Origin of the sequence: Pseudomonas sp. NPDC008258, assembly GCF_042956345.1 — a bacterium.
Lineage (GTDB): Bacteria > Pseudomonadota > Gammaproteobacteria > Pseudomonadales > Pseudomonadaceae > Aquipseudomonas.
The window spans coordinates 1-15,535 of record NZ_JBIBGE010000051.1 but is presented as its reverse complement, the minus strand read 5'-3'; the positions used below and the strand labels follow the sequence as shown (position 1 = coordinate 15,535).

Genomic DNA, 15,535 nt, shown 5'->3' with positions numbered 1-15,535 from the left:
TATGAAAATCACTGTATTTGGCAGTGGCTACGTTGGCCTGGTTCAGGCCAGTGTGCTGGCCGAGGTCGGTCATGACGTCGTTTGCATGGATATCGATGGACGCAAGATCGATCAGTTGTCCAGAGGCATCGCGACCATCTACGAACCTGGGTTGGATGAGTTGCTGCGCGACGGGCTGGATAGCGGGCGATTGAGGTTTACCACTGATGCCCGACTGGCCGTGGAACATGGCCGCGTGCAATTCATCGCTGTCGGCACACCTCCCTCGGAAAGTGGAGCCGCGGACCTGTCAGCGGTGTTCGCGGTCGGCACTCAGATCGCAGACTATCGCGTGGATCCCGTCATCATTGTGGAGAAGTCAACAGTCCCGGTCGGCACCGGCGACCGTCTGCGTGCTCACATAACACGGCAGTTGCAAGCAAACCATCGCAACCTGGATTTTGAAATTGCATCCAATCCGGAATTCCTTAAAGAAGGTGCCGCATTGGCCGATTGCCGGCGCCCCGACCGGATCGTGGTGGGAAGCGACGTCGAAGAGGTTCGCCATGTGCTGCGCGAACTCTATGAACCCTTTAACCGAAATCACGACCGCATGTTGTTCATGGGGTTGCGCAGCGCTGAACTCACCAAGTACGCGGCCAACGGCATGCTTGCAACGAAAATCAGTTTTATCAACCAGATTGCTGAGCTTGCCGAGCACCTGGGAGCCGACATCGAGGCCGTTCGGCTGGGTATCGGCGCAGACCCCCGGATTGGCTACCATTTCATTTATCCTGGCTGCGGCTATGGCGGGTCATGTTTCCCCAAGGATATGCGTGCATTGATCCACAGTGCTGAGCAGGTGCAATGCTCCAGTGATTTGCTAAAGGCCGTTGAAGCGATCAATCAGCGGCAGAAGAGCAAGCTTTTCGAACGGGTCCAGTCCTATTATGGCGGCAACCTGCAGGGCAGGACATTCGCGCTGTGGGGGCTGGCATTCAAACCCAATACCGACGACATGCGTGACGCCCCCAGCCGCGAGCTGATGGAAGCACTTTGGGAACACGGCGCACGTGTCCTGGCGTATGACCCCGAAGCAATGTACGAAACGCAGCGTATCTATGGCCACAGTCAGCGTTTGACCTTGATGGGCACGCCTGAGGCCACGCTGAGCGGAGCCGATGCATTGATCGTGTGCACGGAGTGGCAGCAATTCAAAGCCCCGGACTTTGAACTCATAAAGCGGCAACTGAAAACGCCGGTGGTGTTCGATGGTCGCAACCTGTATGACCCCGAGCGAATGGCCAGGTACGGGTTCAGCTATTACCCGATTGGCCGAGGGCTGTCCTGCCAGCCCAACCCCTTGGGTCAAACCGCCATGACGGTAGCGGCTTGCTAAGCGGGAGCCTGCTCTGCAACACAGGGGCAGGCACTGATTCAAAACGATACCCCCTCAGGCGCGGGCGTGTACGGCTGGTTCCGTAGTGCGGCGAAGCGACTCAATCAAGGTTTGCTGAACAATTTCCCGTTGCGCACCGCTCCCGCCTATCCTGACCACCTCATTGGCAACCCCCTGCAGTGTGCGCAAGCACGCTTCGTACCGGCCTTCGGCGAACGCCAGCATTGCACGACAGAGTTCTGGTGCGACCCGACCTGCTGCAAGGCTCCCACGCAGTAACTGCTCATCGAGGGCAGCAATACGCTGTTCAACCGCCGCTCGATCGCCAGTGGCAGCCGACAGTATCGCCATGTGCAAGTCGGCGAAGGCGAAGCCTGCGCCCTGAAAGTATGGCTGCGCATACGCTGCCAATTCAGTCCAGAGCGTGCGGGGGTGATCGATACCGCCAAGCGACAAGCGCCAGAGTAACGATGCGCCGTCGGTGATGATATTCAACGGTACGCCAGCGGAGACATCAGGGGCAACGCTGTTCGAATAGATACTCAGTGCCTGCTCATGCCTGCCTTGCGCCAACGCCCCAAGGGCTGCGTGCCAGGCAATGTGGCCATGCAGCACGCCAGCGCGGTCGTACTCCGGTAGCCAACCGTCGATAGCTTGTGTGATGTCAGCGTGAAGACCGGACTCATGCAACACATGGACGTGGGCATGAAACGCATTGGCGTTTTTTATCCGTAACTGAAGCGAACGCTCGGTCAGCTCACGTGCGCGCACAAGGTTGCCATTTTCGCCATGCGCCCATCCGCGATAACCGGTGAACCACCAGTCATCATGCGAAAAATGCCGGGCATGACGCTCACAGAGTGTCACGCGTGCCTGGTCGTGATCATCCCTGCCCGAGAACGCGAAAAGGCCAAAAGCCCCCAACGGAAGCGAGAAGATGATCACATCCGTGGGCCAGCGTTCTACATGCGCCAGCGCACAATCAAGGGCTTGGGCTGATTGCCCGCCGATGGCCAGTGAAAGCACATGGACGTGGCTTCGCTCCCGCTCATTGCCCACCTTGACCACCCATTGCCGGGACAACTCGATACTGCCCTTGGCGTGTTCGATTTGACCACGCATGGCATGGAGCCGGGCTCGTGCTGCATGAGCAAGCGCAAAGGAAGGGTCTGCGGTGAGCGCAGCCTCCAATGCCTCATTCGCCCCCGGCCAGGCAGCAAGCATGAGATCTACGCCCGTTTGATAGCGCTCAGCGGCCGCTTGTGATGAGGTGGAAAGCACGAGGCCATAGCGATCGGCGATTGACATACAGAAGACCCGTTGGATTCGAGAGCGTACATCATGCCCAATCTACCCAGCTGAACTTGCAGAAATAAATTCATGCGCGTTCTAAAAACTGCTCAAGTTGCCTGACGCGCCGGATCGCCACGATAGCCATTGCCTCAGTGCTGATCGCCATCCTCGACGGCCCACGCACTCTGCAGCGCGAACCACAGCGCTGCCACGTCGGCAGTCGAATCCAGCGACCGCCCGCTTATCTCCTCGACACGACGAATCCGGTAGACCAGGGTCTGCTTATGCACATGCAAGCGATTGGCGGCCTTCAACCATGAGCGGTTCTCTTCGAGCAGCACCTTCAAACTGGTAATCAGCGCAGTGTTGTTGCTTTTGTCGTACTGATACACGGCACCCAACACATGGTTGAATGCACGCGCCGCTTCATCGGGCGTTCGCGGCATCCAGGGGGTATCGGTTTCCAGCTCCGCATACAGGCACAGCGATCTTCTTCGATGGGTATGAGCATGGGCCACCCAGGCTTCGCGCAGTGCATCGGGCGCCCGATACGGCGTCTGGAGCGCTGCGCTGGCGCCCAACGCCACGCCCAATTGCTGAGCGTACTCGGCAAGCAACGATTGATTGTGCAACAGCAGCAGTTGGTCAGCCTGCCGGCGCACGAGCGCGCCGATATCCATCTTGCGCAGCCTGGCATCGATACGTGTAGCGGCTTCGCCATCGAGCCGGGCTACGGAGATGACCGCATTGACCAGCGAGGTCCCCGGTAGGAAATCCTGCAACCGGGCTTCAGCGTCAGCGGTTTGCAAGCGACGCTGAATCAGGTCATCGAGCAGCTCCGAGCCCAGGCGCAGATGCCGTTCCAGCTCGGCCTGCACTCGCTGCGTTTCAAGTGCCAGCACCACCGTCAGGTGATGGAGCAGCCCATAGTCGGGCAAGCGGTCCCCCACGATGACCAGCAGGCAGCCCTGCTGATTGGACAATTCGATGCTATGGAACTCCCCCTTGTTCGCCTGATGGCGGCGGACGATCGACTGTTGGGCCTTACTGCGGCTGCGCCCCTGCGCCAATGCGCTGCGCAGGCTTTCAGGCAACGCCGGAAGTGTGTCCGCCCAAGGCTCGAGGTCTTCACATCCAACAAGATACAGCTCGCACTGGATATCACCCGCCAGCCTGGCAAGTGTTGCAGGCAACCCCAGCCCCTGCATCCCGAGACGGGCACTCTCGTAAACGTTGGCCAGGGTTGTGCGCCTGGCATATTCCTCCTGCTGGTTGGCATCGATGATGGCGCGCGTCACCGCCGCGAATGGGACTTCATAGTCAGTCATGATGACCGGGAACCCCAATGCATCCCCACAGGCGGTCAATCCGCTGATGTCGACGGGGGCTTGCATGTTCTCACCGATCATGATGCCCGCAAGCCCACACTGCGCCAGGCGCGTGAGATATTCACGCTGCTGATCAGGCTGACGCGGTATTCCCAAACCTGTAGTCATCAGCACATCACCACTGCCCAGCCACTCGCCAGGATCGGCAAGCTCGAAGGCGTGCGCCCAACGCACCAGACGATCCTGACCTCGGTGCCCGGCGATGATTCGCGAACGCAATTCGGGTAGGGCGATCAGGTCACGGATACGTTGGGCCACTGCAAGCACTCCACTGCAATCGATCAGGCCAGGATGATATACGTCTTGCGTACCGTGCTGCGGATATCCCAGGTACCGTGGGTATTGGCGCTGAAATACAACACATCGCCCGCCCCGAAGTCGACGGTCTGCCCGCCTTCGGCCGTGAAGCTGCCCTCCCCTGAGATGATATAGCTGTATTCGGCCTGCATGACCTGCCGCTGGAAACGTCCTGGGGTGCATTCCCAGACACCGGCTTCGCCACGGCCATCGGTCAATACCTGGTTCGCCGCCAGGCGTGCCTGCGCAACGGGCTTTTCCACTTCAGAGCCCAGACGCACGGCATCGCCAAAAAACAGTGGATCTCGCGTACAGATCTTGGTCATGGTCATCGTCAACTATCCTCAGTTCTTGTCTTCCAGGCCCGAAGGGGCGAAGCGCGCCAGGTAGCGGTCCAACACTGCAGAAGGCTGCCCGGCCAATTCATCTCGTTCCTTGCGCAGCACGGCATTGCGCACCAGATTGCCACCCAAGTAACGCAGCGGCTCCGGCGGAAAGCTCCGGCAGGTACGGCCGACCAATGCACAGCGGCTCCAGGCATCATCACGCCCCAAGGCCAGGCTTGCCAGCACCCGCCCGCCCAGGCGACTCGGGCCTACCCCATTGCCGCTCCACCCGATTCCGTAATGCACATTCGCATGCCCGTGCAGCTGACCAAATACCGGAAGGCTGTCGTAAGTACGGTCGATGGGCCCTGACCATCCCGCCTGGATCTGCGCATCGCATATCATCGGATAGGTCCGGCGCAAATCCGCCTCCGTCAGGGCGATACTCTGACGGTGTTCGCTGAATACACCGTCTATCCGCGAACCGTAACTGATGGCTCCGGTGCCTTTGCCAAAGCAAATACGGCCATCCTGGGTCGTGCGGTAGTAATCCACCAGCAACTGCGAGTCAGTGATCGCCTCCCCCCCCGTCCAGCCGATTTTTGCCAGGCGCTCTGGCATACGCTCGGTGGCTACAATCGAGCTGTTGACCGGCACGATCAGTTTGGCCAGAGCCGGTACCGCCGCAGCCCAGGCGTTGATCGCCAGCACGACGGATTTGGCTCGTACCTGCCCGTGACGCGTGGTGACAGTAGCCGGCCCACCCGGCTGTATGTCCTGCACAGGCGTATGCTCGTGGATCAGCACGCCCATTTTCAGCGCCACGTCACGCATGCCCTTTACCAGCAGCGCCGGTTGCACCGTGGCGATGCTGCGTTCGAATACACCTCCCAAGTGTACGGACGACCCGGTGCGGCGGGCGACTTCACGTGCATCCAGGCGCTCGAACGGCTCCACCCCAAGCTTGGCACAGGCCGCCAGCGTACCGTTCCAGCTGTCCAGGTGCTGCCGTGTTGTCGCTGTCCACAACCAGCCGCTCTGGCGAAAGTGCGCGTCGATACCGTAGCGCTCGCAAAAGGTACCGAGTTCGTTGATGGCCTCTTCGGCAGCGTAGGCCAGAAACAGCGCTTGTTCGGTGGAGCTGAACGCCGTGAGCGAACCAATTTTCGGCCACCAGGACATCACAAAACCGCCATTGCGGCCGGAAGCGCCACCTCCGCAGATATGCTGTTCGAGCACAAGCACGCGAGCGTCAGGCTCCAACTCCTTGATCGTCATGGCCGTCCACAGTCCGACGAAGCCACCACCGACGATCACCACATCCGCCTCTTGTACCCCCTGCAGGGGCGTCGTGGCACTTTCCAGCAAATCGGCGGAGGTCATCCAATGGCTGGGCTTGAGCGGAACAGTTGTTGTCAGTTTCATTGTAAGTTCCTGCAAAAGATTAAGCTTGAAGAGGTGCTCGCCACCCCGGCCAAGCACTTCCAGTTCCTACCTTGAATGTTTCTTCGGCACGCAAGATGCCGACCCACCCGGTAACAGGCAGGCAAAACGAGGTTTGCAACAATCTTGTGCCAGTCGAGCGTCTGACTCACGATGCAACGCTCAAGGTCGTGCGTTGCTACCCGCCTGTTCAGGCCTCCAGTTCGAGAAACTTCCTGACACGCTCGCTCTCGGGCGCGTTGAAGAATTTCTGTGGCGCCGCGCGCTCGATGATCACGCCCTGCTCAAGGAACACCACTTCATTGGAAACCTGGCGCGCGAACTCCATTTCGTGAGTGACCACGATCATGGTGTAGCCTTCGTTCGACAGCCCCTTCATTACCTGCAGCACTTCACCAACCCTCTCAGGGTCCAGCGCCGAGGTGGGTTCATCGAACAGGATTACCTCCGGGTTCATGGCCAAGGCCCGGGCAATTGCAACCCGCTGCTTTTGGCCACCCGACAGCGTGTAGGGATACTGGTCGCGCTTGTCCAGCATGCCGACCTTGCTCAACAACTGCTCGGCCTGCTGGCGCGCCGCCTCCTTGGGTACCTTGCTGACCCGGATGGGCGCTTCGGTGACATTCTGCAAAACCGTCAGGTGCGGCCACAGGTTGAAGCTCTGGAACACCATTGCCGTGCGCGCTCGCACGGCAGCGAGCGTTTTGTTGTCCATCGGCTTGCCCGATTCGGTCACGCCAATTGGCTGGCCACCGATGGTAATGCTGCCGCGATCCGGCACTTCCAGCCAGTTGATGCAGCGCAACAAGGTCGATTTGCCCGAGCCTGACGAACCCAGAATGCTGACCACGCTGCCCTTCTTCACATCCAGGCTGACACCGCGCAGCACCTCGATCCCGCCAAAGCTTTTGCTCAGGTCCTTGATACTGACTACCACTTCGTCATGCATGTTCGATTCCTCGGGCAACACCGTAACGGGCCAATCGCTGCACATACAGATCAATCAGCAGGGTCAACAACACGTAGAAAGCAATGGACACCAGGAACGCATTGGTCGGGATGAAGTAACTGGCCTGCACGGCGCTCGCCGCCGCGGTGAGTTCCTGCAACGTGATGATCGAAAGAAAGGCCGTGTCCTTCAGTGCATACACCATCTGATTGCCGATCAACGGCCGCGAACGCATCAGCAACTGCGGCAGGATGATTCGCAGGTACAGCGGCACACGCCGAAACCCTTGAGCCAGGGCTGCCTCGGCCTGGCCCACAGGCAGCGTAAGCTGGCTGCCGCGCAGGATCTCCGCCAGATAGGCCCCGTGATAAAGGCTCAAGGCCGCAGCCCCGGCGAACCAGGCGTTAGGCCTGAACCCGAGCTGGGGCGCACCGTAATAGAACAGGTAGGCCAGGATCAGGAACGGCAACATGCGCATCACGCTGATGTAGCCCCTGACCCCACCGCGCACCAGCGCGTTGCTGCTCAGGCCGAAGTGGGCCAGGCATCCCAGCAGGAACGCGCCGGCGAATGATGCTGCGAACAGCAGCACGGTGGTCCACACCCCATGAAGAAAGACGTCCCTGACTTCCCAGATAATCTGCCAATCCGTCATGACGCCTCCTTACACCGCCAGTCGGCGGGCTTTGAACTCGAGCAACTGTTGCAGCTTGAGCAGTCCGCCAATCATGAGCATGTACAGCACTGCAGCTGCCAAAATCGGCGGCAGTGGTTCATAGGTAACCGAAGTGATCCGGTTGGTGACCCGCGTGAGGTCGACGATGCCAATCACCGCAACGGCTGGGCTGGCTTTGATCAGAAATGACATTTCGCTGACCAGTGCCGGCAGGCTGTTGACGATGACCTGGGGCAGCATGATGCGGCGGAAGAACACCCACCGGGTCATGCCGCAGGCATAGGCGGCCTCCCGTTGCTCACGGGCGAAGCCAATGAACGCCGAGCGCCAGATTTCCGCGTTGAAGGCTGCGGTGTTGGCGGTCAATGCCATGATCGCTGCCGCCACCCGGTTGATCTGGATGCCGAACGAAGGCGCGGCCAGAAAGATGAACAGGGTCAATGTGACCAGCGGCGTGGCCCTGGCCAGGGTGACATACATCGCCAGCGCCTGGCTCAACACCGGCAGCTTGCTGACCCTGCCTGCTGCAATCAGCAGACCGATCGGGACGCCCAGGGCGATGGCCGCAGCCGAGACGTACAAAGTCACCCAGGCTCCGTCCAGCAGCAGTTTCCAGGTATCGAGATTCATGGGGAACTCCTCGACGTAGAACAGGCTTCACAGACCCGCCAGGGTATGGAACTCACTCACACTGGTGATCGGCTGCGCTGGCATGTCGGGGAAGGCTTCGCCGAACCATTTCACTTGAAGAGCAGCCAGGCGCCCGCTCGCGCGAACCTCGGTCATGAAATCGGTGAGGAACTGACGCAGTTGCGGATTGTTTTTCGGGATGGCCCAGGCGTTGAACCCACCGCCCGACACCGCGAACCCCTTGGCGAATACTTCAGGGCGCGTCCTTACAACGTCGTTAACCGCGATCAGCGAGGTGATCGCATAGTCGATACGACCACTGGCGAGATCCGCAAATGCCTCGGTGTAAGACTGATACTTCACCAGTTCACCGCGATCGCAGCCAGCCGCGTCGAGCATTTTGTCGAGTTCCGGCAAACGGGCTTCGAATGAACTGCCTCCCTGCAACCCAACCGTTTTTCCGCACAGGCTCTTTACCTCGCTGGTGATCGAAGTGTCATTCTTGCGTTTGACGAAGAAGTGCTGGGCCGGCGCAAAGGGCGGAGCAAAGTCGAATACTCGCAGTCGCTCATCGGTGACCACCGAACCGGTGAAAGCCGCATCGAATTTGCCCGTGGTGACGCCACCCAGCAGCCCGGTCCAAGGCATGATTTCCTGGCGCACTTCAATTCCGCGTGCCTTGCCGAAAGCCTTGAGATCCTCCAGAAGGTCGGCGTGGAAGCCTGCCGGTTTGCCATCGACGATATAGTTGAAGGGGGAATAGTCGTCTTCAGTGACTACAGTCATGTAACCCCTGGCCTTGATATCTGCAAGGTCGGCATGGGCGACCATGGCGCTGCCAAAGGCGGCGAGTGCGCCAACTGCGAAGACCATCTTTTTGAAAGCGCTCATTTTTTTTGTCATTTTTAGAGACTCCAGTATTGGATCATAGAAAGCGTTGTTGTGTAGGCCAACGGCTCCATGACTGCCGTTCTGCAACATCCATGCGCAGGGTTTACGCGTTCACGAATGAACACACCGAAAAAATCAGCAGGATGAAGGACTGAAACGGGATCGCTATTTTTATTGCACCGACTGTGAGGGTGGGTGTCGTATCGGCCTGCCACAGGCCGATGACCATGTATTAACGTACGAACCGACCTTTCGCAAGAACAAATCAACGGTAAAAAAGATAAATCTGCATTTTTTCAGATCACTCATACCGCAGTATGAAAGGCCTCGTAATTTTCTTGCTCTGATACTATTCAACTATTCAACCCAGGCCTTTATAACTGGGCATGCTCGCACTCCTTTCACCTGCTTAGCGCGATCTCAGATAAACGCCTAACGCAAAAAAACCGTCTCGCAAATACGAGACGGCTTTTTCAGAAGACATTCTTTCATTATAAAAAAAGCGCGATTTCTATTCGAAATCGCGCCAAACGACACAACAAGAGCAGCTAATTCTTAGGCCGAGGCTGCACTTGCCTTGGCGAGGTCCAGTGAGCGCGTCTCAGGGGCCATCTGCCAGGTGAAGAACAGACCAACCATCGAGATACCAAAGGCAACGATCATGGTGTTGGCGATGCCGATGGACGACAGCGACATGGGCACAAGGTAGGTACCGATGGCTGCGCCGATTCGCGAAAGCGATGTGGCCAGGCCCACCGCCGAACCTCGAACTTCAGTTGGGAACAGCTCGTTGGGATATACGTATTGCAGCACCTGGGCACCACCGATGAACAGCGCGTAGCTGCCAAACAGCGCCAAGGTCAGCAGGCCAGCACCATCTGGGAACAGGCCAAGCAGCAGCAGTGCCAGGCCGGACCACAGGAAGCTGTGGATGAGCATTTTGCGTCGACCCAACGGGTTGATCAGCTTCACACCCAGCAGGCAACCGAACACGAAGATGATGGTGATCGCGACCGCGCCCCAGGCAGCCAGATCACCCGTCAAGCCCATCGCGGCGAGAATCTTGGGAGCGAATGCATAGATCGCGAACTGAGGGATGATCGAGCAGGTCCAGAAGATGCTGACGAAGAAAATGCGTTTGCCGTAATGCGAGTGGAACAGCGAGGAAACGGAAACCTTGCGCTCGGCCACAGGCTCGGACAGGTCGGCGATGGAGAATTTGTCGCCATACACTTTCTTGATGACCTGATCTGCTTCAGCAGTGCGACCCTTGCTGAGCAACCAACGGGCAGACTCAGGGGTACCAGCACGCATGATCAGGAACAATACGGCCGGCACCACGGCACTGGCCAGCGCCCAGCGCCAGGCCTCAGGGCCCATCGCACGAAGGATGAATTCACCTGCCACGTAAGCGACCGCCGCACCGACGAACCACATCATCACCAGGCTGGCCAGAATCGAGCCACGCTGTTTCTTTGGCAGGAACTCGGCCAGCAACGAGGTGGCAAGCGGGTGGTCGGCGCCGATTGCAACCCCCAGCAGCAAGCGCAACACGATAAGCGCTGCAGCGGAATTGACCCAGAACTGGCCAAGCGAGAACACGGCCAACGCTACCAGCACCAGCACATAAAGTGTCTTGCGGCCAAGCTTATCGGTGAATAGCCCACCCACGAACCCGCCAAAGAACATACCGATCAGGGAAGCTGCGGCGACCATACCTTCTTGAAAAACAGTCAACTGCAGCGACTGACTCAGTTGCACGAGGACGACACCGATAATACTCAGGATATAGCCATCCAAGAACGGGGCACCAGAGGAGTACACAGCCAGCTTTTTGTGGAAGCTGTTCAGAGGGGCATCTTCTAAGGAAATCTTTTGCTTATTTGACATTATGTTGTCTCTTTGCTCGATGCTAAGTAACTCATGCAAGCCCGCAAACCGGCAAGACGGGGCACGCGGCAGAAACGTATGAGTTACCGTATTATTTTTGTATATAAACTTAGCTGGCCGAACGACTATCGCGGGATTCGAAATCCTCACTGCAAAGTGAACGACCCAAGTTGGCAGTCCCTGCACATCGGCATGGCGTTACGATCAGGGTTATACGACGTTTTCGTACAACTGCGTGTTCGTGCTGCCGGCCGAGCAAATTCCTACGACGCGCCCAGAGTAAGCTGGCGTGAGCTCAGGAAATAGTATGATTACCACAAAGAATGCGAGATCTCGGTCAACTGTCATGTTTGTTACGGACAGCGCCAAATCCGGTGGACGCACTGTTCCACCGGAATGTCATGCCATCGGCGTGAAAGGATGCTGGGTCAAATCAACCCTTACGGGCGACCCAGGCATTGAAGCGCTCCTGCAGCTCCTCGCCATGGTCGATCCAGAACTCGCTGCTGACTGCCATCGAGCGCGCCATGTTGTCGGGTGCGGTATTGAGTTGCCGGGCCAGAGCAGGATCAAGCAACGCGGCGGTGTGCAGGTTGACCGAGCCATAGCCTAGCTGGGTGGTGTGCTTTTGCTGGTTTTCGGGACGCAGAGTGAACGCGATGAAGTCTTCGGCAAGTGCCTTGTTCTTGCTGCCACGGGGGATCGCCCAGTAGTCGATGGAGTAGATGCTGCCATTCCAGATCGGTTTGATCGGGGCGCCCGACTGCTCGGCAGCGAAGATGCGACCGTTGAATGCAGTGGTCATCACTACGTCCTTGCTTGCGAGGAACTGCATGGGCTGTGCGCCTGCCTCCCACCATTGGACGTAGGATTTGATTTCGTCAAGCTTGTGGAACGCCCGGTTCACCCCTTCCGGGGTGCCCAGCACCTGATAGATCTGATCACGCGGTACGCCATCGGCCATCAGTGCCGCTTCCAGATTGAACTTGGGCCCCCTGCGCAGGGCCCGCTTGCCTGGGAATTTCTTGATATCCCAGAAATCCTGCCAGCCGCCAGGCGCCGCCTTCAGCGCATCGGTGTTGTAGGCGAGTGCCATCGACCAGACCAACAACCCCGCGCCGCAATCCGAAAGCGTGCCCGGCACGAAGTCTTCCTGCTTGCCGAGGCGGGCCTGGTCCAAAGGCTCGAACAGCCCCTCCTCGCAGCCACGCACAAGATCGTCCCCTTCAACCTGGACCACGTCCCAGTTGACGCTGTTGGTATCGACCATGACCTTGATGCGCCCCATCTCGCCGTTGTATTCACCGGCGATCAGTTTTACCTGATGGGCAGCTTCGAATGGCTGATAGAAAACCTCGGTCTGTACCGTCTTGCTGACACCCCCGTACGAGATGACCGTCATCTCGGTAGCACCAGCTGGGGTGGCCAGGACGGAAATCATTGCACCAGCGATCAATCCTTTGTTCATGCGAGCCTCTCTATTTATTGGTTTTGTAAAGAAGTTTTACGCGTGCAACGTACTGCGAAAAAAAAAGCGAGCACCGACCGGTGAGGCAAATGCTCGCTGGATCCACCAGGATCAAAAAGCGGTATCAGCGTGAAGCCGGGGTAGGCGAATCCTCGCGGATGAGCGAGCGCCGCTTCAGTTCGTGCCAGAATTCGTGAGGAATGTTGTGCTCGAAGGTCGCGATGTTTTCGCTGAGCTGCTGAACACTGCGCACACCTGGAATGATGTTCGCCACCGCTGGGTGCGCGGCGATGAACTGTAACGCTGCCGACTTGAGGGGCACATCGAACTCCCGGCAGACGTCCTCGATCGACTGCACAAGCTGCAGCACGGGCGCTTTCGCCGGCGCGTAGTTGTAGCGCGCCCCCGGCACCGCACCGGTAGCCAGAATGCCGCTGTTGTACCCACCGCCGACGATGACCGAGACACCCTGTGCCTCACAGCTTGGCAGAAACGCGTCCAAGGCATCCTGCTCGATCAACGTGTAACGGCCCGCCAGCAGCAGGCAGTCAAAATCGACACGGCGAATGGCTTCATGGGCCACGTCGCTTTCGTTGACACCAATGCCGATCGACTTCACCACGCCTTGGTCGCGCAGCTCGAGCAGCGCCCTGCCCGCCCCTTTCATGGCGTGGTCGAACACCTCCGGCTGCTGACTGCCATGGGTGTAGACATCCACTTCGTGGATGAGCGCGACATCGATGTACTCAAGACCCGTGCGCTGAAGGCTGTCTTCAATGGACCGCATAGTGCCGTCATAGGAGTAGTCGAACCGCCACTCGAATGGCAGCCCTTTGATCCAGCAACCGAAGTCGATTTCTTCACGACGGCGAGGCGTCAGCAGCCGGCCTACTTTGGTAGCCAGCACGAACTGGTCGCGAGGCTGCCAGCGCAACCCCTGGCCTAACCGGGCTTCGCTCAGGCCATGGCCGTAGCTCGGGGCAGTGTCGAAAAAGCGGATACCGGCATTCCAGGTGGCCTGGATGAGTTCTGCGGCAGTCTCTTCACTGATCGGCGCCATGAAATTGCCCAATTGGGCAGCGCCAAAGCCCATGACGCTGGTCTCGATGCCAGAGCGAGCCCATTTGCGTTGCTGTGAAGCTTGCATGGATGACGTTCCTTTCAAGAGGCCCGGCCGAAGCCGGGCATTGGTGAAACCGCGTCTTCAGATGCTCAGGCACAGGTACTTGATTTCGAGGTAGTCCTCGATACCGTACTTGGAGCCTTCGCGGCCCAGGCCCGAGGCCTTGATGCCACCGAACGGTGCCACTTCGTTGGAGATCAGGCCGGTGTTGATACCCACCATGCCGTATTCCAAGGCTTCGGCAACACGGAACACACGGCTCATGTCGCGGGCGTAGAAGTACGAAGCCAGGCCAAACTCGGTGTCGTTGGACATGGCGATGACTTCGGCTTCGTCCTTGAAGCGGAACAGCGGTGCCAGCGGGCCGAATGTTTCATCCTTGGCAACGGCAGCCTCATTGGGCACATCAATCAGGATGGTAGGCTCGAAGAAATGCCCCTCGATGATTTGTCCACCCGCAAGCACCTTGGCGCCTTTGGAGACCGCGTCATCAATGTGCTCCTGGACCTTGGCGACGGCTTTGCCGTCGATCAGCGGGCCAGTGGTGGTGCCCTCTTCCAGGCCGTTGCCGATCTTCAGCTTGGCAACTGCATCGGCCAGCTTCTGGGCAAACGCGTCGTACACGCCGTCCTGCACATAAATGCGGTTGGCGCAGACGCAGGTCTGACCGTTGTTGCGGAATTTGGAAATCATCGCGCCCTCGACGGCCTTGTCGAGGTCAGCGTCGTCGAACACGATGAACGGGGCGTTACCACCCAGCTCCAGGGAAACCTTCTTGATGTCCTTGGCGCATTCCTGCATCAACTGGCGACCGATGTCGGTGGAGCCGGTGAACGACAGCTTGCGTACCAGGGCGTTGCCGGTCAGTTCGCTGCCCACTTCGCCAGCGCTACCGGTGACCACGCTCAGCACGCCAGCCGGGATGCCGGCGCGGTTGGCCAGTTCGACCAGCGCCAAGGCGGAGTACGGGGTCTGCGAAGCAGGCTTGAGCACCATGGTGCAGCCAGCGGCCAGGGCCGGGCCGGCTTTACGGGTGATCATGGCGGCCGGGAAGTTCCACGGGGTGATGGCCGCGGTAACGCCGATTGGCTGCTTGATGACGATCAGGCGCTTGTCTGGCTGGTGGCCAGGAATGGTGTCACCGTAGACGCGCTTGGCTTCTTCGGCGAACCACTCGATGAACGAAGCGGCGTAGGCGATTTCGCCCTTGGCTTCGGCCAGCGGCTTGCCTTGCTCGGTGGTCATCAGGCGAGCCAGGTCGTCCTGGTGCTCGATCATCAGTTCGAACCAGCGACGCAGCTTGGCCGAACGCTCTTTGGCGGTCAGGGCACGCCAGGCCGGCAGAGCCTTGTCGGCGGCTTCGATGGCGCGGCGGGTTTCCGCGGTGCCCATCTTCGGCACGGTACCGATGACTTCACCCGTGGCGGGGTTGGTCACACGGATTACCAGACTGCTATCAGCATCAAGCCATTCACCGTTGATGAACGCTTGCTGACGGAACAGCTGTGGATCTTTCAAATGCATGTCCAACTCCTCAGATAGCAGCACTGCGCTCGCGCAGGTCCATGTTCAGGATGCGATCGTTTTCGCTGTAATCGACCGGGCAGTCGATCACGTGCACGCCTGGGGTCTTGATGCAGTGTTCCAGCAGCGGCAGGAGTCCTTCAGCACTTTCCACGCGGTGGCCATTGGCACCGTAGGCTTCGGCGTACTTGACGAAGTCCGGGTTGCCGTAGTCCAGGCCGAAATCGGTGAAGCCCATGTTGGCCTGCTTCCAGCGGAT

General features: G+C 58.9%; 14 protein-coding genes. 1 reads left to right on the top strand and 13 read right to left on the bottom strand.

The annotated features are described in order from the left end of the window. Window position 1: 1 nt before the first annotated feature. Window positions 2-1,378, top strand: coding sequence for a UDP-glucose 6-dehydrogenase (locus ACFY9W_RS27265; RefSeq protein ID WP_391137401.1), 1,377 nt, complete (start codon window positions 2-4; stop codon window positions 1,376-1,378). 54 nt (window positions 1,379-1,432) lie between these two features. Here the strand turns inward: ACFY9W_RS27265 and ACFY9W_RS27260 are convergent, their stop codons facing one another. From ACFY9W_RS27260 to ACFY9W_RS27200, 13 genes are all read right to left on the bottom strand, one after another. Further along, window positions 1,433-2,686: a tetratricopeptide repeat protein gene (locus tag ACFY9W_RS27260; protein WP_391137398.1), complete on the bottom strand. Its 1,254-nt coding sequence runs from the start codon at window positions 2,684-2,686 to the stop codon at window positions 1,433-1,435. A gap of 134 nt (window positions 2,687-2,820) precedes the next feature. Next, window positions 2,821-4,317: a PucR family transcriptional regulator ligand-binding domain-containing protein gene (locus ACFY9W_RS27255; RefSeq protein ID WP_391137395.1), complete on the bottom strand. Its 1,497-nt coding sequence runs from the start codon at window positions 4,315-4,317 to the stop codon at window positions 2,821-2,823. A 23-nt stretch (window positions 4,318-4,340) separates the two neighbouring features. Then, window positions 4,341-4,688, bottom strand: a complete 348-nt coding sequence (locus ACFY9W_RS27250; RefSeq protein ID WP_391137392.1) for a cupin domain-containing protein — start codon at window positions 4,686-4,688, stop codon at window positions 4,341-4,343. Between the two features lie 12 nt (window positions 4,689-4,700). Then, entirely contained in the window at window positions 4,701-6,107 is a 1,407-nt protein-coding gene (locus tag ACFY9W_RS27245; RefSeq protein WP_391137389.1) for an FAD-dependent oxidoreductase, read from the bottom strand. A gap of 208 nt (window positions 6,108-6,315) precedes the next feature. Next, the gene (locus ACFY9W_RS27240; RefSeq protein WP_391137386.1) at window positions 6,316-7,074 is read right to left on the bottom strand and encodes an ATP-binding cassette domain-containing protein; all 759 of its coding nucleotides are present in this window, start codon (window positions 7,072-7,074) and stop codon (window positions 6,316-6,318) included. Next, window positions 7,067-7,729: an ABC transporter permease subunit gene (locus tag ACFY9W_RS27235; RefSeq protein ID WP_391137383.1), complete on the bottom strand. Its 663-nt coding sequence runs from the start codon at window positions 7,727-7,729 to the stop codon at window positions 7,067-7,069. Before ACFY9W_RS27235 ends, ACFY9W_RS27240 begins: the two co-directional genes overlap by 8 nt. A gap of 9 nt (window positions 7,730-7,738) precedes the next feature. Further along, window positions 7,739-8,380: an ABC transporter permease subunit gene (locus tag ACFY9W_RS27230; protein ID WP_391137380.1), complete on the bottom strand. Its 642-nt coding sequence runs from the start codon at window positions 8,378-8,380 to the stop codon at window positions 7,739-7,741. Window positions 8,381-8,407: 27 nt separating this feature from the next. Continuing rightward, on the bottom strand, window positions 8,408-9,271 hold the full coding sequence (locus ACFY9W_RS27225) for a transporter substrate-binding domain-containing protein (protein WP_391137377.1): 864 nt from the start codon (window positions 9,269-9,271) through the stop codon (window positions 8,408-8,410). 555 nt (window positions 9,272-9,826) lie between these two features. Further along, on the bottom strand, window positions 9,827-11,161 hold the full coding sequence (locus ACFY9W_RS27220) for an MFS transporter (RefSeq protein ID WP_391137440.1): 1,335 nt from the start codon (window positions 11,159-11,161) through the stop codon (window positions 9,827-9,829). Window positions 11,162-11,594: 433 nt separating this feature from the next. Beyond that, entirely contained in the window at window positions 11,595-12,629 is a 1,035-nt protein-coding gene (locus ACFY9W_RS27215) for an extracellular solute-binding protein (RefSeq protein ID WP_391137374.1), read from the bottom strand. A gap of 124 nt (window positions 12,630-12,753) precedes the next feature. Further along, window positions 12,754-13,776 (bottom strand): aldo/keto reductase, encoded by a 1,023-nt coding sequence (locus tag ACFY9W_RS27210; protein WP_391137371.1) that lies wholly within the window; start codon window positions 13,774-13,776, stop codon window positions 12,754-12,756. 57 nt (window positions 13,777-13,833) lie between these two features. Then, window positions 13,834-15,276, bottom strand: a complete 1,443-nt coding sequence (gene gabD, locus ACFY9W_RS27205) for an NADP-dependent succinate-semialdehyde dehydrogenase (RefSeq protein ID WP_391137368.1) — start codon at window positions 15,274-15,276, stop codon at window positions 13,834-13,836. Between the two features lie 10 nt (window positions 15,277-15,286). Beyond that, the coding region (locus ACFY9W_RS27200) for a thiamine pyrophosphate-dependent enzyme (RefSeq protein ID WP_391137364.1) at window positions 15,287-15,535 on the bottom strand (249 nt) is incomplete at its 5' end.

Coding starts and splice junctions, on each gene's coding strand:
- ACFY9W_RS27230 (WP_391137380.1), bottom strand. CDS start 8,380: ATGAATCTCGATACCTGGAAACTGCTGCTGGACGGAGCCTGGGTGACT.
- ACFY9W_RS27250 (WP_391137392.1), bottom strand. CDS start 4,688: ATGACCATGACCAAGATCTGTACGCGAGATCCACTGTTTTTTGGCGAT.
- ACFY9W_RS27265 (WP_391137401.1), top strand. CDS start 2: ATGAAAATCACTGTATTTGGCAGTGGCTACGTTGGCCTGGTTCAGGCC.
- gabD (WP_391137368.1), bottom strand. CDS start 15,276: ATGCATTTGAAAGATCCACAGCTGTTCCGTCAGCAAGCGTTCATCAAC.
- ACFY9W_RS27235 (WP_391137383.1), bottom strand. CDS start 7,729: ATGACGGATTGGCAGATTATCTGGGAAGTCAGGGACGTCTTTCTTCAT.
- ACFY9W_RS27245 (WP_391137389.1), bottom strand. CDS start 6,107: ATGAAACTGACAACAACTGTTCCGCTCAAGCCCAGCCATTGGATGACC.
- ACFY9W_RS27220 (WP_391137440.1), bottom strand. CDS start 11,161: ATGTCAAATAAGCAAAAGATTTCCTTAGAAGATGCCCCTCTGAACAGC.
- ACFY9W_RS27215 (WP_391137374.1), bottom strand. CDS start 12,629: ATGAACAAAGGATTGATCGCTGGTGCAATGATTTCCGTCCTGGCCACC.
- ACFY9W_RS27240 (WP_391137386.1), bottom strand. CDS start 7,074: ATGCATGACGAAGTGGTAGTCAGTATCAAGGACCTGAGCAAAAGCTTT.
- ACFY9W_RS27260 (WP_391137398.1), bottom strand. CDS start 2,686: ATGTCAATCGCCGATCGCTATGGCCTCGTGCTTTCCACCTCATCACAA.
- ACFY9W_RS27225 (WP_391137377.1), bottom strand. CDS start 9,271: ATGAGCGCTTTCAAAAAGATGGTCTTCGCAGTTGGCGCACTCGCCGCC.
- ACFY9W_RS27210 (WP_391137371.1), bottom strand. CDS start 13,776: ATGCAAGCTTCACAGCAACGCAAATGGGCTCGCTCTGGCATCGAGACC.